Raw genomic sequence first — 14,069 nt, 5'->3', positions numbered from 1 at the left:
GACGGAGAACCAGACAATGCTATTCGGACTTGATGGCGTCGAGATAGGCCTCATTATCGTATTCTTCTGCCTTTTCGGAGGCATTCTATCAGGCTTTCCGGTGGCTTTCGCCATCGGCGGGGCCGGGGTGATCTCTTTCGGGATCATCGCCGCGCTGGACAGCGCCGGGCTGTTGATCCATCAGGCGATTGACACAGGCTCACAAGCCTACCGGGACGTGGTGAATTCGGGTGTCAAACCTGATGTCATATCCGTCTTCCGATACCCTGACTTACCAAGGATCGCCGAGCCGGTCTTTGTGCAGGGCTGGGAAACTGCGCTGGACCGCAACGTCTCGTTTATCGTGAACCGTATGAACGAACGTGTTCTGGCTGGGCAGTCGATTGAGACGCTGCTGGCGGTGCTGATGTTCGTTCTGATGGGCATCACGCTTGAGCGGTCAAAAATCGCCAACGATCTTCTTACCACAATGGCGCGAGTGTTTGGCCCATTGCCCGGTGGCTTGGCCGTATCGATTGTGGTTGTGGGCGCGTTTCTGGCCGCTTCGACCGGGATCGTCGGCGCGACTGTGGTGACGATGGGTCTGCTGGCCCTGCCAACCATGTTGCGCAACAATTATTCGCCAGAACTGGCGACAGGTGTGATTGCGGCTTCGGGTACGTTGGGGCAGATCATTCCGCCCTCTATCGTGATCGTTCTTCTTGGAACACTGGCAGGTGACCTCTATTCAACCGCGCAAGAAACCCGCGCGGTTGAGGCAGGGTGTACCGACGCGTTGACCTATTTGGGTGAACCAGCGGTTGTTTCGGTCGGGACGTTGTTCCAAGCGGCTCTGCTTCCGGGCATCATGCTGGCGCTGCTCTATGCGCTATATGCCTTTGGCTATGCGCTGCTGAATCCGCACAAAGCCCCGGCGGTCGAACTGTCGGGTGGCACGGGTGAGACCATCACGCGCTCCGAAGGTCTGACCTGGTTACTGGGTGCTCCGGTCGCGCTGATCGCGGGCGCGATGCTTCTGGGAAGCGCAGGCGTGATCGGCAGCCAGAACATCTCGGTTTCGGCGTTTACGGATATCGGGCAGGGTGCTTCGTTGCGCACGAACGTGTCGCCAGAATGCCAAGCGTCGATGATCGAGCTACACGGTCAGTCCGCCTGGGATCAGGCCGTAGCTGAGCAGGAGGCGATTGACGCCGCCGGTGGTGCAGCAGAATCGCAGCGCCTGAGCGAAGAGGAACTGGCCGCAGCACAAGAGGCCAAGATCGCTGCTGCCGCACCGATTGGCAGCGGCGTTGCTGTGATGGTGGTTCTGCTGGGTCTGACACTGGTTCTGGGTCGCGGTATCGCGCCGTCGCGCGCACCACAGCCGCTGATCTTAGGGGCCATCGGTCTGCTGCTGATGCTGCTGGTCGATATACTGCTGATTGCGCCGACAACCTCGTCAGGTGCAACGTTCCTGCTGCTGGCCATACCTTTTGCAATTGCCATGTATGGCTGCAAAGAGGCGGCCGCGCGATGCGCCACCAATGATCTGATCCGGGTGGTCTTTCCGCCGCTGGTTCTGATCATTGCGGTACTAGGATCGATCCTTGGCGGTGTCACCAACCCAACGCCTGCAGCGGCACTGGGGGCAGGTGGGGCCATCATGCTGGCGGCCTATCGTAAGCTTCAGGATCAGGGCCGGTCGGGCAAGGTGATCATCTGGTCAACCTTTGCCGTGATTATCTCGCTACTGATGGGCGTGAATTTCGATCTGCGCGTTAATCAGGGCAATGTCTCGGTCGAAAGCTGGATCGCGTTCATCATCGCCTATTCAGCCTATCTGTACGCACTGTTCGGGCTGATTTATGGCTGCTGGGTGCTGTTCTCAAGCGGGGTGCTGACGCCGGTTGTGCGTGAGACAGCCAAGGTGACCTCGATGGTCTTCACCATCCTGATCGGCTCGCAGCTGTTGAACCTGGTGGTAATCTCGTTCGGCGGTGAACACTATATCCAGCAGTTCCTGCGCAGCTTTGATAATGAATTCACGGTCTTCCTGATCGTGATGCTGGTGCTGTTCATTCTGGGCTTCGTGCTGGACTTCCTTGAGATCATTTACATCGTGATCCCAATCGTGGGGCCGGTGATCTATGGCGGTTCGTTCGATCCGAAATGGGTGACCATTATGGTGGCGGTGAACCTGCAGACCTCGTTCCTGACGCCACCATTCGGGTTTGCTCTGTTCTACCTCAGGGGTGTTGCGCCGAAAGAGGTCACAACAGGCCACATATATCGCGGCATCATACCGTTCGTGATCATTCAGGTGGTGGGCATCGCAATCCTGTGGTTCTTCCCGTCGATTGTGACCATCGTGCCGGATTTGATCCCGAACTGATCTGATCTGGATACGAAACGGATACGGAGGCCCAATCGGGCCTCCGTTTTTCGTTCAGGATTGTGCTTGCGGGTGCGTCAGCCTTGCAAATTCCTGCTCTGTGGCTTGATCGATTTCCAGATCGGCTGTCTCGATTACTCCGGCATCCGGATTGTCGAAAACAGCTTGGTCCAGCTTGCCGACCTTTTGCCCGACAATGGTGGTCACCACCGCATCGCCTGTGACATTTACGACCGTCCGCATCATGTCGAGGATCCGGTCGACCGCCAGAATGATACCGATACCTTCCAGCGGCATACCCAACTGGTTCAGAACCATCGCGAGCATCACGATCCCCACGCCCGGTACACCTGCTGTGCCGATCGAAGCCAGAACCGAGATCGAGATCACGGTCAGATAACCGCTCAGCCCCAGATCAATGCCATAGGCGTTGGCCAGGAATACCGTCGCCACGCCATGCATGATCGCAGTGCCGTCCATGTTGATCGTCGCCCCTAAGGGGATGCCGAACGAGGCCACGGAACGGTCAACACCGATGCGCTGTGTCACACATTGCAGGCTGGCCGGGATCGTTGCATTCGAACTTGAGGTCGAGAATGCAAACACTTGCGCCGAGCGCATTTTGCGCAGGAACATCCGCGGGCTGAGCCCGGTTGTGAAATACAGTAGCGCCATCAGCGTCACGCAGAGGTGGAAAACAAGCGTCAGGCTGATCGTGGTCAGATAGCCAATGACCGGACCAAACAGGCCGAACCCCTCCATCGCAAAGGTCTTGGCGATCAGGCTGAACACGCCAATGGGGGCGAAGGCCATGACGATTGAGACGATTTTGATCGCCAGTTCATTCATGAACTCGCAACCTTGGACAAAAGCCTTGGCCCGGCTGCCCATCATCAGGACAGCGATGCCTACGACCATCACATAGAAGATGATTTGCAGCATCTCACCATTGGCCAGCGCGTTAATTGGGTTCTTGGGAATGATGTTCGCCAAAATCTCCCACGTGGTCTGCGGGTTGGCGACGCTTACGCCATCGCTGGCCAAATGCAGGCTCTGGAACCCGGTGCCTGGCCCAATGAGACCGGCAAAGAGTAGGGCGGTCGTCACGGCCAATGCGGTCGTGGCCAGATAGGTGACAAAAGTTAGCCCCCCGACGCGGCCCAGCAGTTTGACATCACCAATGCCGACAACGCCGCACAGCAATGAGAATACGACCAGCGGCACAACGAGCATCTGAAGTGCGTTCAGAAACATCGGCCCCAGCATCGACAACACACCGTGCACGAGCGCAGTGTTGAGGGCGGCAATATCAAGATAGTTCAAAACCAGACCAAAGACCGAGCCCAGGGCCAGCGCGATAAGGATCTGGGTCGTCAGCGAGGCCGAGACCAGACGGCGTGCGGCGTATTTCATTTCCCCCTCCTTCAGAACCTCAGCGACAGGGTGGGTGACCTGCCGCAGCAATAAAAATACCAGCCCGGGCAGCGTATGTGTTTGCTGCGGGTCTCAGTTTTGGGCTGAGCGTTTGGAAGTTCGGCTTATTTGGTGACCTTGCGTCAGCTTTCAATCGCTAAGGCCAAGATGGCTTCATTAAGATTGCTTAATAGTTGTGCAGTGCTCGAGTGATCTCACCGTAACCACTTGAAATATATGTCGCTACTCAGAATCTGTGCCTGCTGAAAATTCAATCAAATCCCAACGGTTGCCGAAGGGATCCCGCCATACGGCGACAATTCCATAGGGTTCGTGGCGCGGACGCTCCTCGAACCCCACGCCCGCTTCCAGCATCGCCGCATGATCGCGATAGAAGTCATCCGTTTCGAGAAAGAACCCGACCCGCCCGCCGGTTTGATTGCCGACCGAGACGATCTGTTCCGGGCCATCGGCTTTGGCCAACAACAATGAGGCACCTTTTGAGCCCGGAGGCGCGACCCGCACCCAGCGTTTGCCGTCGCCCAAATCGATGTCCTGTACCAGCGTGAAATCCAGCGTGTTGGTGTAAAACGCGATCGCGTCGTCATAATCTGGGACGACCAGCGTCACCGCATGGATACTCTGCCGCATGACGGATTAACCTTTGGTGGGATGGCGGTCGGGCAATTGGATATTGGCCACTTGCTCGGCAATGGGGGCTGAGGACAAGGGATGATGCGCCGTCTGCGCATACTGCTCGGGATTTTCGATCCGCTGCCACTCACCTTGAACATAGACCTGCAAGCCGGCGAATTTGGCCTTGTACCCCATCTTGGGGCTGCCCGGCACCCAATAGCCCAGGTAGATATAGGGCAGCCCGGCCTCGCGCGCGATCTCGATATGGTCGAGGATCATATAGGTGCCTAACGAGTTTTGCTGAAACTCCGGGTCATAGAACGAATAGACCATGCTCAGCCCGTCATCCAGCACATCGGTCAGGCTGACGGCGATCAGTTCGCCGGTTTCGGGATCGGCATATTCAACCACGCGGCTGCGGATCGGGGTTTCCTCGATCATCGCGGCGAACTCAAACACGTCCATGTCGGCCATGCCACCATCCGCGTGACGCGCATCCAGATAGCGGCGGAACAGGTCAAACTGCTCATCCGTCGCCCAGGGCGAGGTGGCGCGCCGGGTCAGATAGGAATTACGCTTATAGGCACGTTTCTGGCTTTTGCTTGGTTGAAAGGCTGCGACTTCGATGCGGGCGGAAAGACAAGCGGCACAATCAGTGCAGGATGGACGGTAGAGCACGTTCTGCGAGCGGCGAAACCCTTGTTGCGACAGGCAATTGTTCAACTGGTCTGCGCCGTCACCCTGCAAGGCGGTAAACAGCTTACGCTCCATCCTGCCCTCAAGGTAAGGGCAGGGTTGGGGTGCCGTCACATAGAATTGTGGCGCAATTGGCAGCGTGTGTCGCATGAAGGTCCCGCATTTCCTCGGGACCGATGATAGCAACGGTTTTGGGCGCCGCCAAGTGCTTCACTCAGGCGTTTTTTAAGCGCGCTGATTGATCATTACCGTGCCCAGGAAGGCATCGGTCAGGCCCTGGCAGCGGGCGCTGGTCATCATCATGATGACCGAGATGATTTGCAAAACAGGAAACGCCATGCTGACGAAATAGCCTGCTGTATGCGCGACCGCCTTGCCCGTATCCATCCGGGCACCAAATGCGTCGCGCAACTCGATCCCCATGAACCGCATCCCCAAAGTGGCCGAGCCGTTGGCGATGGTAACGACGCGGTACACAAAGCTGACCACGGCGTAGATCAAGGCCAGAATGAAGAAGCCCATGCCAAAGGTTAGTAGAATCGCGACCGTGCAAAGCAGCGAGATAAAGGCGATGTCGAACAGCCACGCGAAAAAGCGCTTGGTTGCCACGGATTGATAGAATTCGGGCTGGCTGTCGGGATCAGGCAGATGAGACATATAGTTTAGTCCAGGTCGTGTGTGGGAACACCCTGTCCCGAAGATCGGGGCAGGGCAAGGGCGATCAGGCAGGCTTTTCGCCAGTATCGGTGTCGTCGCGATTGTCGCGTGCGCGTTCGCCCATGAACTCGTCGAACTCGGCCTTGTCCTTGGCTTCACGCAGGCGGTGCAGGAAGGCCTCAAAGTCCTTCTGTTCACGTTCGAGCCGCGCCAGCGTGTCAGCCTTATACGCGTCAAATGCGCTGTTGCCCGAAGGTTTCATGGCACTCATGTGGCTGTTCCACGACGAACGACGGCTGCAGGATTTGCTGAACATGCGTTTGCTCCAGATCATATAGGCAAGAAAGGCCAGGCCGATGGGCCAGAAGAAGATAAAGCCAAGGACCATTGCGGCGATCCAGGCGCCTTTGCCTTTGCTATCAAGCCAGGCTTCGCTTCGGTGCAGCCACCCCGGGTTTTGGGGAACGGCGTGGTCGGACAATGCGGTCATGTGCTCTCTCCAGTTAGGATGTAAATGCTTTTCACATTTCCTAGATGGGAGGGGCGCAGGGGTGATGCAAGGGGTAATGTGAAAAAGATTTACATTTTGGAAAAATCGGTCTTTTGAGCGATGTGAATATTAGTGCAGCAAGAATGCTTGACTGACCCAGACAATTCGACTGGGCGGTGCAAACGAGAAGTTAAGGACCCGATTAAGATCTCTTAATAATCAACCCCTTCGCTAGCGGTCGGGGATTATGTGCATACATAAATCTGACTTTGGGCGGAAAGGGAGGCCGTGAATATGAATGGCGTAAACATGTCGCAATGGTCACTTCGGCCAGAGGATGATTTCATTTTGTCGATTGACGCGCGCAGTAGTACAGGCGCGGATTTAGATAACTTAACGGATGGAGCGATGGCGGTGCCTCAACCGGATCAGGACGCGGTCGTCTCGGTCAACACCGTTGCTTCGCTGGATCACAGTGCAATCTCGAGCAACCTGATCGATCTCCCGTTTACGAACCTCGATCCCAGCGATCTGGAAGGCAAAGAAGATCTGCCTGATATCGATCTTAACGCGCATTCAGGAGGATCAATTGAATCTGCCATTGAAGTTGGCCACTGGGCAGGTGGGGTTGAAGCAGGGTTCTACCTTTCAATTACGAACCATCAGATGACCTCTGACGGATGCACGACACAGATTTCCGAGTTGTTTCACGTACAGGAAACAGAAGTTGAAACCGTTAACCTGAACGGAATCGACATGGTCGTTTCTTATGAGAACAATTCTGCCTTTGGGTTTGAAGGCTCGTTTCATGGTCAGTCGGCTCAGTTTAATCATCTATCGATCGCTGTAGAACGGGGTGAATCGTTCCGCTCGGACATGTTCATGAATGGCGACCCCGTGTTAACTTCATACGGTTACTACGAAACTGTCGAGATCGCAGGTGAGCTCTTTCAGATCGGCATTACTGACTTTGCCCTAAACTTTGAAATCGCGTTCGAACTCGAGATGGATGGGTTTGGATCATATGTGCTCGACGCCGTAGTCGCGCTCGATGGTCACATAAATTTTGACCATGGAACAACAACATACCCGCTTCAATTTGAAGAGCATTGGAGAATACATTTCCGGGATCTGGAGAGCGTAGAGTTCGGCTATGTTCCCGATGGCCTGTCAGAATACCTCACGATGATTCAGTTTGCTATGGGCGATGCCTGGGACGGTTTGGTGGATTTAAACGATCAACTTGAAGCGGCGTTTGTGACGTTCCGCGACGATGGGCACTACAGCGAATGGGATTCGGTGGAGCAGGGGATTGATAATCCTTTCAAATTCGATTTGCCGCCGGTTGATCTGTGGGTATAACAATTTAGCCAAATGGTCCTGACCGTGCCTCAAACGGTCAGGGCCAAGCTAAAGTTATCCAATCATTTGCGTTGGCCGCATCTGGTTTTCAGCCGTCATAAGTCAAAGGCATATGGAAAATATCGAAAACACTAGCCCACCGTCACTCGATCAAATTCTCACGCTAGAAAAGCAGGTTTGGACCGCGTTGGTCGAGGGCAATGCCGAGGCTGACCGAGCGCTGCTAAGCCCGGATTTTCTGGGCGTCTATCCGACCGGGTTCGCCAATCGGGATGATCATGTTGGCCAATTTGCCGATGCGCCGACAATGTCGACCTATGAGCTGTCCGAGGCCAAGTTGCGAGTTCTGACCTCGGATAATGTGCTTTTGAGCTACCGGGCGGACTATACGCGCCCGGATGCACCTGATGCCGAGGCCATGCTGATCTCCTCGCTATGGGAGCGGCGCCATGACGTCTGGATCAACACCTTCAGTCAGGACACGCCGCTGGAACGGTCATGAGCCAGCCTCTTGCCATCACACGCATGCCGCGTGCGTTTCATCCTGATCTGGGTCAGGAAACGCGATCTGCACTGCCCGATCTGACGGCCGAGCAGGGCGAGTTGATCGAGGGCGCTGCCGGCTCCAGCCCCTACCTGAAAGGGTTGATTGATCAAGAAAGGGATTGGCTGCCGCATGCGCTGCAGCAACCGGATCAGGCACTAGCAGAGGTGATGGAGACAGCGCGCGCGCTGCCGCCGGATCAGCTAAAGCCTGGTCTGCGGCAGGCGAAGCGGCGAATGGCCTTGCTGACCGCGCTGGCAGATCTGGCGGGGGCGTGGCCGCTGGAAAAGGTAACTGGCGCGCTGACTGATTTTGGCGCTCTGGCCGCTGATGTGGCCGCAAAGGCCGAGATTGCAGCGTTGATCCGACGCGGGAAACTGCCGGGGATGACCGTGGATGACGTCGAAACTGCGGCTGGCATGGTCATTCTGGCCATGGGCAAGATGGGTGCGCATGAGCTGAACTATAGCTCTGATATCGATCTCATCGTGCTGTTTGACGAGACGCGTTTCGACCCGGATGATTTCTATGATGCCCGGCAGGGTATGGTGCGCGCTACACGGAATTTCTGTGCCACGCTCAGCGACAAGACCGCGGATGGCTATGTGTTTCGCACCGATCTGCGTCTGCGTCCCGACCCGGCGGTCACGCCCGTCAGTCTGGCGATGGAGGCGGCTGAGCGGTACTACGAAAGCCTTGGGCGCACATGGGAACGCGCGGCTTACATCAAAGCGCGTCCCTGTGCCGGAGATATCGCTGCGGGGCAGCGGTTTCTCGATGCGTTGCGCCCGTTTGTATGGCGGCGGCACCTGGATTTTGCTGCGATTCAAGACGCCCATGACATGCGACTTCGCATCCGCGAGAACAAAGGGACGGGTGGCAGCCTTTCGATCCCCGGTCACGATATGAAGCTGGGGCAGGGCGGTATTCGCGAGATCGAATTCTTCACGCAAACCCGCCAGCTGATCGCGGGCGGACGTGATCCTGACCTGCGCGTGCGAGGCACTGTTCCTGGTTTGGCGGCGCTTGCGGTGAAGGGCTGGGTGCCCGAAGACGTGGCCGAGAAGCTGACCGATCACTACCGCGCCCATCGCGAGGTCGAGCATCGCATCCAGATGGTGCATGACGCGCAGACCCATAAGATGCCGAACTCAGAAGACGGTATTGAACGGGTTGCCTGCCTGATGGGGGTCAGTAGCGCCGAACTGACCGCCGATCTCACCGAACGTTTGACCGAAGTCCATGAACTGACTGAGGGGTTCTTTGCCCCCGGGGCGGGCGCGTCACCTACGCCAGGGGAAGAGGTTGAATTCGACAAGGGCGTACTAGCTCGTTGGCCTACTTATCCGGCGCTGCGATCGCAAAGGGGTGCCCGGATCTTTGAACGCCTCAGACCCGAGCTTTTATCGCGTCTGTCAAAGACCGCGAAACCCGAAGAAGCGTTGTTGGCGTTGGACGGGTTTCTGGCGGGATTGCCGGCGGGGGTTCAGCTGTTTTCGTTGTTCGAGGCGAACCCGCACCTGATCGATTTGTTGGTCGATATCGTTGGAACGTCGCACGCACTTGCAAGCCACCTGTCACGCAATGCCTCGGTCTTTGACGCGGTTATCGGTGGCAGCTTCTTCAGCGACTGGCCCGGGCTTGCGTCCTTGCAGGCCGATCTGGCGCAGGCTTTGTCAGAAGAAAGCGACTATGAAACGCAGCTCGATCTGGCGCGACGATGGTGCAAGGAATGGCACTTTCGCATCGGTGTGCACCATCTGCGCGGACTGATCGACGGGGTGCAGGCGGGGCAGCAATATGCTGAACTGGCGCAAGCCGTCATTGCGGCCGTTTTGCCCCACGTCGTAGACCAATTCGCGCAAAAGCACGGCCCAGCGCCGGGTCGCGGGGCAGCAGTGCTGGGCATGGGCTCGCTTGGGGCAGGGCGGATCAACTCGCAATCCGATCTGGATATGATCGTTATATACGATCCGTTGGATCAGGATATGTCTGATGGCCCCCGTCCTCTGGCCACGCGAACCTATTTCGCCCGTTTCACCCAAGCCCTGATCACCGCGCTCAGCGCGCCGATGTCGCAGGGCAGACTTTACGAGGTCGACATGCGCCTGCGCCCCTCGGGCAATCAGGGGCCGGTGGCCACAAGCTGGGCAAGCTTCACCAATTACCAACAGAATGAAGCCTGGGTGTGGGAGCATCTGGCCCTGACCCGCGCCCATGTGGTTGCAGGCGACGCCGGGCTGGCCGAGGATATCGAAGCCTTCCGTGCCGGGTTTCTGTCGCAACCGCGCGACCGCGACAAAGTGCTGAAGGAAGTCGCAGAAATGCGCGGACGGCTGGCCGCCGCCAAAGCCCCCGCTGGGGTTTGGGACGCCAAGAACGGGCCGGGCCGGATGATGGATATCGAACTGATCGCTGAAACTGGGGCGCTGCTGGCCGGACTGCCCCAGCGCGATGTGCACTCTGGCCTGGATGGCGCGGTCGCTACTGATCTGCTGGATGTCGCGCAGGCGCAAACCCTCAAAGACAGTTACGATCTATGCTGGTCGGTGCAATGTGCAGCGCGGTTGCTGTCTGGCAAGGTGATCGAGGCCGACAAGATTGGCGAGGGCGGCACCGCGTTTCTCTGCCGGGCGACCGGATTTGAGCAGGTCGAACAGCTGCAATCTGCATTGCAAGACAGTTACAGCACCGCCGCCAATCTGATTGGCACGGTTGTCGGAGGGAGTGAAAATGGCACGCAGTGATGATCCAAATGACCACAAGGGTCTGATCCGCGAGGCGTATCGCATCGAAGGCATCACCTTGCCTGAATGCCGCAGCATCTTTCTGGACTGGGCGCTGAGCCTGCCCGAAGACCGGGATCAGCAACGGGCCCTGACTGCGCTGCACACGGGCTATTCCGCGCAGGCGGCGGATCATCCGATGACGCAGGTACTGGCCGAAGGTCTGCAGGCTGCCCAAGCCCCCAAAAGGCGTGGCGGCTGGCGCAAGCGCAATCGTTAACGGGGCTTTCGCACCCGTTCATTCGCGATTATGAGGGCGCCATGACAGACCAATCCGACCGCCCCCGTATCCGATTGAAACCCAAGGCCAATGCGCGCGGCCTGCGCCATGGGTTTCCTTGGGTCTACGCCAATGACATCGTTACAGACCGTCGAACCCGCAAGATTTCGGCAGGGGCTTTGGCTGTGTTAGAGGATGACAAACGCGCCCCGATCGCTCTGGTCGCGGTGAACCCGACTTCAAAAATCACGTGCCGGGTGCTGGACCGTGATATCAACGCGCAGTTGGATGCGGAATGGTTTGAAACCCGCCTGCGTCGCGCGCTAGGGATGCGCGAGCGCCTGTTCGATGCGCCTTACTATCGTCTGATCCATGCTGAGGCGGATGGGTTTCCCGGCGTCATCATCGATCGGTTCGGGGACGCCTGCGTGATCCAGCCCAACGCGGCCTGGGCCGAAGCGCATCTTGATGCATTGACCGATGCGCTGGTCAGGGTGACCGGCATCAGCACCGTGCTCAAGAACGCCTCAGGCCGCACGCGCGGGCTGGAAGGGTTGGACGACGTCAATCTGACATTGCGCGGCACCGCGCCGGATAAGCCTCTGCCAGTGCCAATGAATGGTGCCACATACATGGCTGACCTGACCGGAGGGCAGAAAACCGGACTGTTCTACGATCAACGCCCTAACCATGCCTTTGCTGCCCGGTTGGTTCATCCAAAGGCGCAGGTGCTGGATGTGTTCAGCCATGTCGGCGGCTTTGGTCTGGCAATGCTCGCAGGCGGCGCTGCACAGGCATTGTCGGTTGATGGCTCGGTAGCGGCGTTGGGATTGGCTGCCCAAGGTGCAAAAGCCTCAGGATTTGCTGACCGTTTCCAAACCCGACAGGGCGATGCCTTCGATGTGCTGACCAAACTCGGCGAAGAAGGCGCGACATTCGACGTCGTCATCTGTGATCCCCCAGCCTTTGCGCCTTCAAAACAGGCACTGGACGCGGGTTTGCGTGCGTATGAGCGCATCGCGCGTCTGGCGGCCCCGCTGGTCAAACCGGGTGGATATCTTGGCCTATGTTCCTGTTCTCATGCCGCTGATTTGGGACGGTTCCGCGATGCGTCTTCCCGAGGGATCGGTCGGGCAGGGCGGCAGAGCCAACTGATCCACACAGGCTTTGCTGGGTCCGACCATCCGCAACTGCCACAACTGGCAGAAAGCGGTTACCTCAAAGCGGTGTTCTACCGGCTGTGAAAGCAGTTCTGGATACCTGCGTCATTTATCCGACAGTGATGCGAGAGATGTTGCTGGGCGCTGCTAAGCTTGGCCATTTCACCCCTGTCTGGTCAGCGCGTATCCTGGAGGAATGGGCCCGCGCCGCCCGCAAGCTCGGCCCGGAGGGGGAGGCACAGGCCCGCGCTGAGATAGCATTGGTTCAGGCCCAATGGCCAAGTGCCGAGCAACCCGCCAGCCACGGTAATGAACAGCGCCTTTGGCTGCCGGACACGGCAGATATTCACGTTTTGGCAACAGCCGTAACAAGTTCGGCGGATGTAATAGTAACTGTCAACGCCAAGGATTTCCCCAAGAATATTCTGGCTGAGGAGGGGCTTGATCGGCGCGATCCAGACGGGCTGCTGCATGATTTCTGGTTGTCCGATCCCGAAGGCATGACCCAGATTGCCGCGGCGGTCCTTTCCGAAGCCAACCGCCTGTCCGGTGATCAATGGACCTTGCGCGGTTTGATGAAAAAAGCCCGCCTGCCGCGCTTGGGCAAAGCTCTGAGCAACTAATTCGGGATCCCATTCATCTGGCCAAAAATATCCCGGGGAGCGCGAGGGGCTGGCCCCTCGCTCCGATCCTAACCTCCTGCGCCCCACTTTTGTTCAAGAGCTTCCAACGCCGCGATCCGCTCATCTGTCTTCGGATGGCTCATCAGCCAAGCGGGCACGACGCCTGCACGCTGCTGCGTCAAGTCCTCAAGCTTGTGAAACAAAGATTTCTGCGGCCCAATCCCGATGCCGGCCTTGGTCAAAAGCGCGGCTGCATATTCGTCAGCTTCATATTCGTCGCTCCGCGACAAGCGCGAGGCCAGCAGATGCGTCAACATATTGGCAATCCATGCACCGATGAAGGGGATGAAGCGGTTCAGAAGCATCATCAACGCGGCGCGCAGGGCGTTCTGACCTGAAAAATCAATCATTCGCCGACGCGCGTGGCCAAGGGCCACATGGCCTAGTTCATGTGCGATCACGCTGGCCATTTCTTCTGCCGAAACTTCGCCATTGCGGAATTTGCGATAAAACCCACGCGTGATGAATATCCGCCCGTCCGGTGCGGCCAGCCCGTTAACCGGATCGATTTCATAGATATAGACGGGGACGCGATCAATTTCCAAAGCCGCCGCCAACCGATCGGTCAACCGCTTTAGCGCAGGGTCGGCCAACTCGGTGGACTTTGCATCCAACTCACGATGTGTGCGCCAGACGGAAATCCGGTACATAACAACCGCATATGCGATGGCCAACAGAATGGGGGTTAGACGCAGCATGAGTTTGATATGGGCGACCAGCCCCTATGAGGCAAGCGGTAACTCGATTCTTACGTCCGATCAGAACGCGCGGCTTACAGCAAAACTACTTGCCAGGAGACGGCAGGTGCAGGTTCGAATGAAACTCGGAAAGCGATTGCTTGGTCAAAAACGAGCCCTTTGAGGCCAAAAAAAATGCGCGTTCAGCTTCTTTCTCGGCGACCAGAGTGTCCACTCTCAAGTCCTTAATTTCAGCCCTCAGATCGTCACGCGATTCTTCATGGGTTTCTGCGTCCCTGAGTTCATTCTCAAGTGCGCTGAGATCGTCATCATAATTCGGATCTGCGGGATCAAGCGCGGCGATATCGTCAGTA

At 57.5% G+C, this 14,069-nt stretch carries 14 protein-coding genes; 7 read left to right on the top strand and 7 right to left on the bottom strand.

What is annotated here, in order from left to right:
• Window positions 1-16: 16 nt before the first annotated feature.
• Window positions 17-2,371, top strand: a complete 2,355-nt coding sequence (locus ACR0B3_RS22945) for a TRAP transporter large permease (RefSeq protein WP_480811089.1) — start codon at window positions 17-19, stop codon at window positions 2,369-2,371.
• A 54-nt stretch (window positions 2,372-2,425) separates the two neighbouring features.
• Here the strand turns inward: ACR0B3_RS22945 and ACR0B3_RS22940 are convergent, their stop codons facing one another.
• From ACR0B3_RS22940 to ACR0B3_RS22920, 5 genes are all read right to left on the bottom strand, one after another.
• Entirely contained in the window at window positions 2,426-3,784 is a 1,359-nt protein-coding gene (locus ACR0B3_RS22940; RefSeq protein WP_480811088.1) for a dicarboxylate/amino acid:cation symporter, read from the bottom strand.
• A gap of 243 nt (window positions 3,785-4,027) precedes the next feature.
• Complete coding sequence (locus ACR0B3_RS22935; protein WP_480811087.1) at window positions 4,028-4,435, bottom strand: VOC family protein; 408 nt, start codon at window positions 4,433-4,435, stop codon at window positions 4,028-4,030.
• Window positions 4,436-4,441: 6 nt separating this feature from the next.
• The gene (locus tag ACR0B3_RS22930) at window positions 4,442-5,266 is read right to left on the bottom strand and encodes an arginyltransferase (protein ID WP_480811086.1); all 825 of its coding nucleotides are present in this window, start codon (window positions 5,264-5,266) and stop codon (window positions 4,442-4,444) included.
• A 75-nt stretch (window positions 5,267-5,341) separates the two neighbouring features.
• The gene (locus ACR0B3_RS22925) at window positions 5,342-5,773 is read right to left on the bottom strand and encodes an RDD family protein (RefSeq protein ID WP_170758358.1); all 432 of its coding nucleotides are present in this window, start codon (window positions 5,771-5,773) and stop codon (window positions 5,342-5,344) included.
• A 64-nt stretch (window positions 5,774-5,837) separates the two neighbouring features.
• A complete protein-coding gene (locus ACR0B3_RS22920; RefSeq protein WP_480811085.1) occupies window positions 5,838-6,263 on the bottom strand; it encodes a DUF2852 domain-containing protein in 426 nt (141 codons plus the stop codon).
• 294 nt (window positions 6,264-6,557) lie between these two features.
• Between ACR0B3_RS22920 and ACR0B3_RS22915 the strand changes: the two genes are divergently transcribed.
• From ACR0B3_RS22915 to ACR0B3_RS22890, 6 genes are all read left to right on the top strand, one after another.
• On the top strand, window positions 6,558-7,625 hold the full coding sequence (locus ACR0B3_RS22915) for a hypothetical protein (RefSeq protein WP_480811084.1): 1,068 nt from the start codon (window positions 6,558-6,560) through the stop codon (window positions 7,623-7,625).
• A gap of 112 nt (window positions 7,626-7,737) precedes the next feature.
• Window positions 7,738-8,127 carry a DUF4440 domain-containing protein gene (locus ACR0B3_RS22910; protein ID WP_480811083.1) on the top strand — a complete coding sequence of 130 codons (390 nt, stop codon included), beginning with the start codon at window positions 7,738-7,740 and terminating at the stop codon, window positions 8,125-8,127.
• Window positions 8,124-10,916: a [protein-PII] uridylyltransferase family protein gene (locus ACR0B3_RS22905; protein ID WP_480811082.1), complete on the top strand. Its 2,793-nt coding sequence runs from the start codon at window positions 8,124-8,126 to the stop codon at window positions 10,914-10,916. The genes ACR0B3_RS22910 and ACR0B3_RS22905 overlap by 4 nt, the downstream gene beginning before the upstream one ends.
• On the top strand, window positions 10,903-11,175 hold the full coding sequence (locus ACR0B3_RS22900) for a hypothetical protein (RefSeq protein ID WP_480811081.1): 273 nt from the start codon (window positions 10,903-10,905) through the stop codon (window positions 11,173-11,175). The genes ACR0B3_RS22905 and ACR0B3_RS22900 overlap by 14 nt, the downstream gene beginning before the upstream one ends.
• A 41-nt stretch (window positions 11,176-11,216) precedes the next feature.
• On the top strand, window positions 11,217-12,419 hold the full coding sequence (locus tag ACR0B3_RS22895; RefSeq protein WP_480811080.1) for an RSP_2647 family RNA methyltransferase: 1,203 nt from the start codon (window positions 11,217-11,219) through the stop codon (window positions 12,417-12,419).
• Window positions 12,416-12,958 carry an RSP_2648 family PIN domain-containing protein gene (locus tag ACR0B3_RS22890; RefSeq protein ID WP_480811079.1) on the top strand — a complete coding sequence of 181 codons (543 nt, stop codon included), beginning with the start codon at window positions 12,416-12,418 and terminating at the stop codon, window positions 12,956-12,958. Before ACR0B3_RS22895 ends, ACR0B3_RS22890 begins: the two co-directional genes overlap by 4 nt.
• 68 nt (window positions 12,959-13,026) lie before the next feature.
• On the opposite strand, the gene ACR0B3_RS22885 is transcribed toward ACR0B3_RS22890, so the two are convergent.
• On the bottom strand, window positions 13,027-13,716 hold the full coding sequence (locus tag ACR0B3_RS22885) for a M48 family metallopeptidase (RefSeq protein ID WP_480811078.1): 690 nt from the start codon (window positions 13,714-13,716) through the stop codon (window positions 13,027-13,029).
• 85 nt (window positions 13,717-13,801) lie between these two features.
• A partial coding sequence (locus ACR0B3_RS22880) for a hypothetical protein (protein ID WP_480811077.1) occupies window positions 13,802-14,069 on the bottom strand: 268 nt, incomplete at its 5' end.

The sequence above is a fragment of the Ruegeria sp. CE9 genome (genome assembly GCF_056537425.1).
The sequence above is the reverse complement of the archived record's forward strand: the minus strand, read 5'-3'. Positions and strand labels throughout refer to the sequence as shown.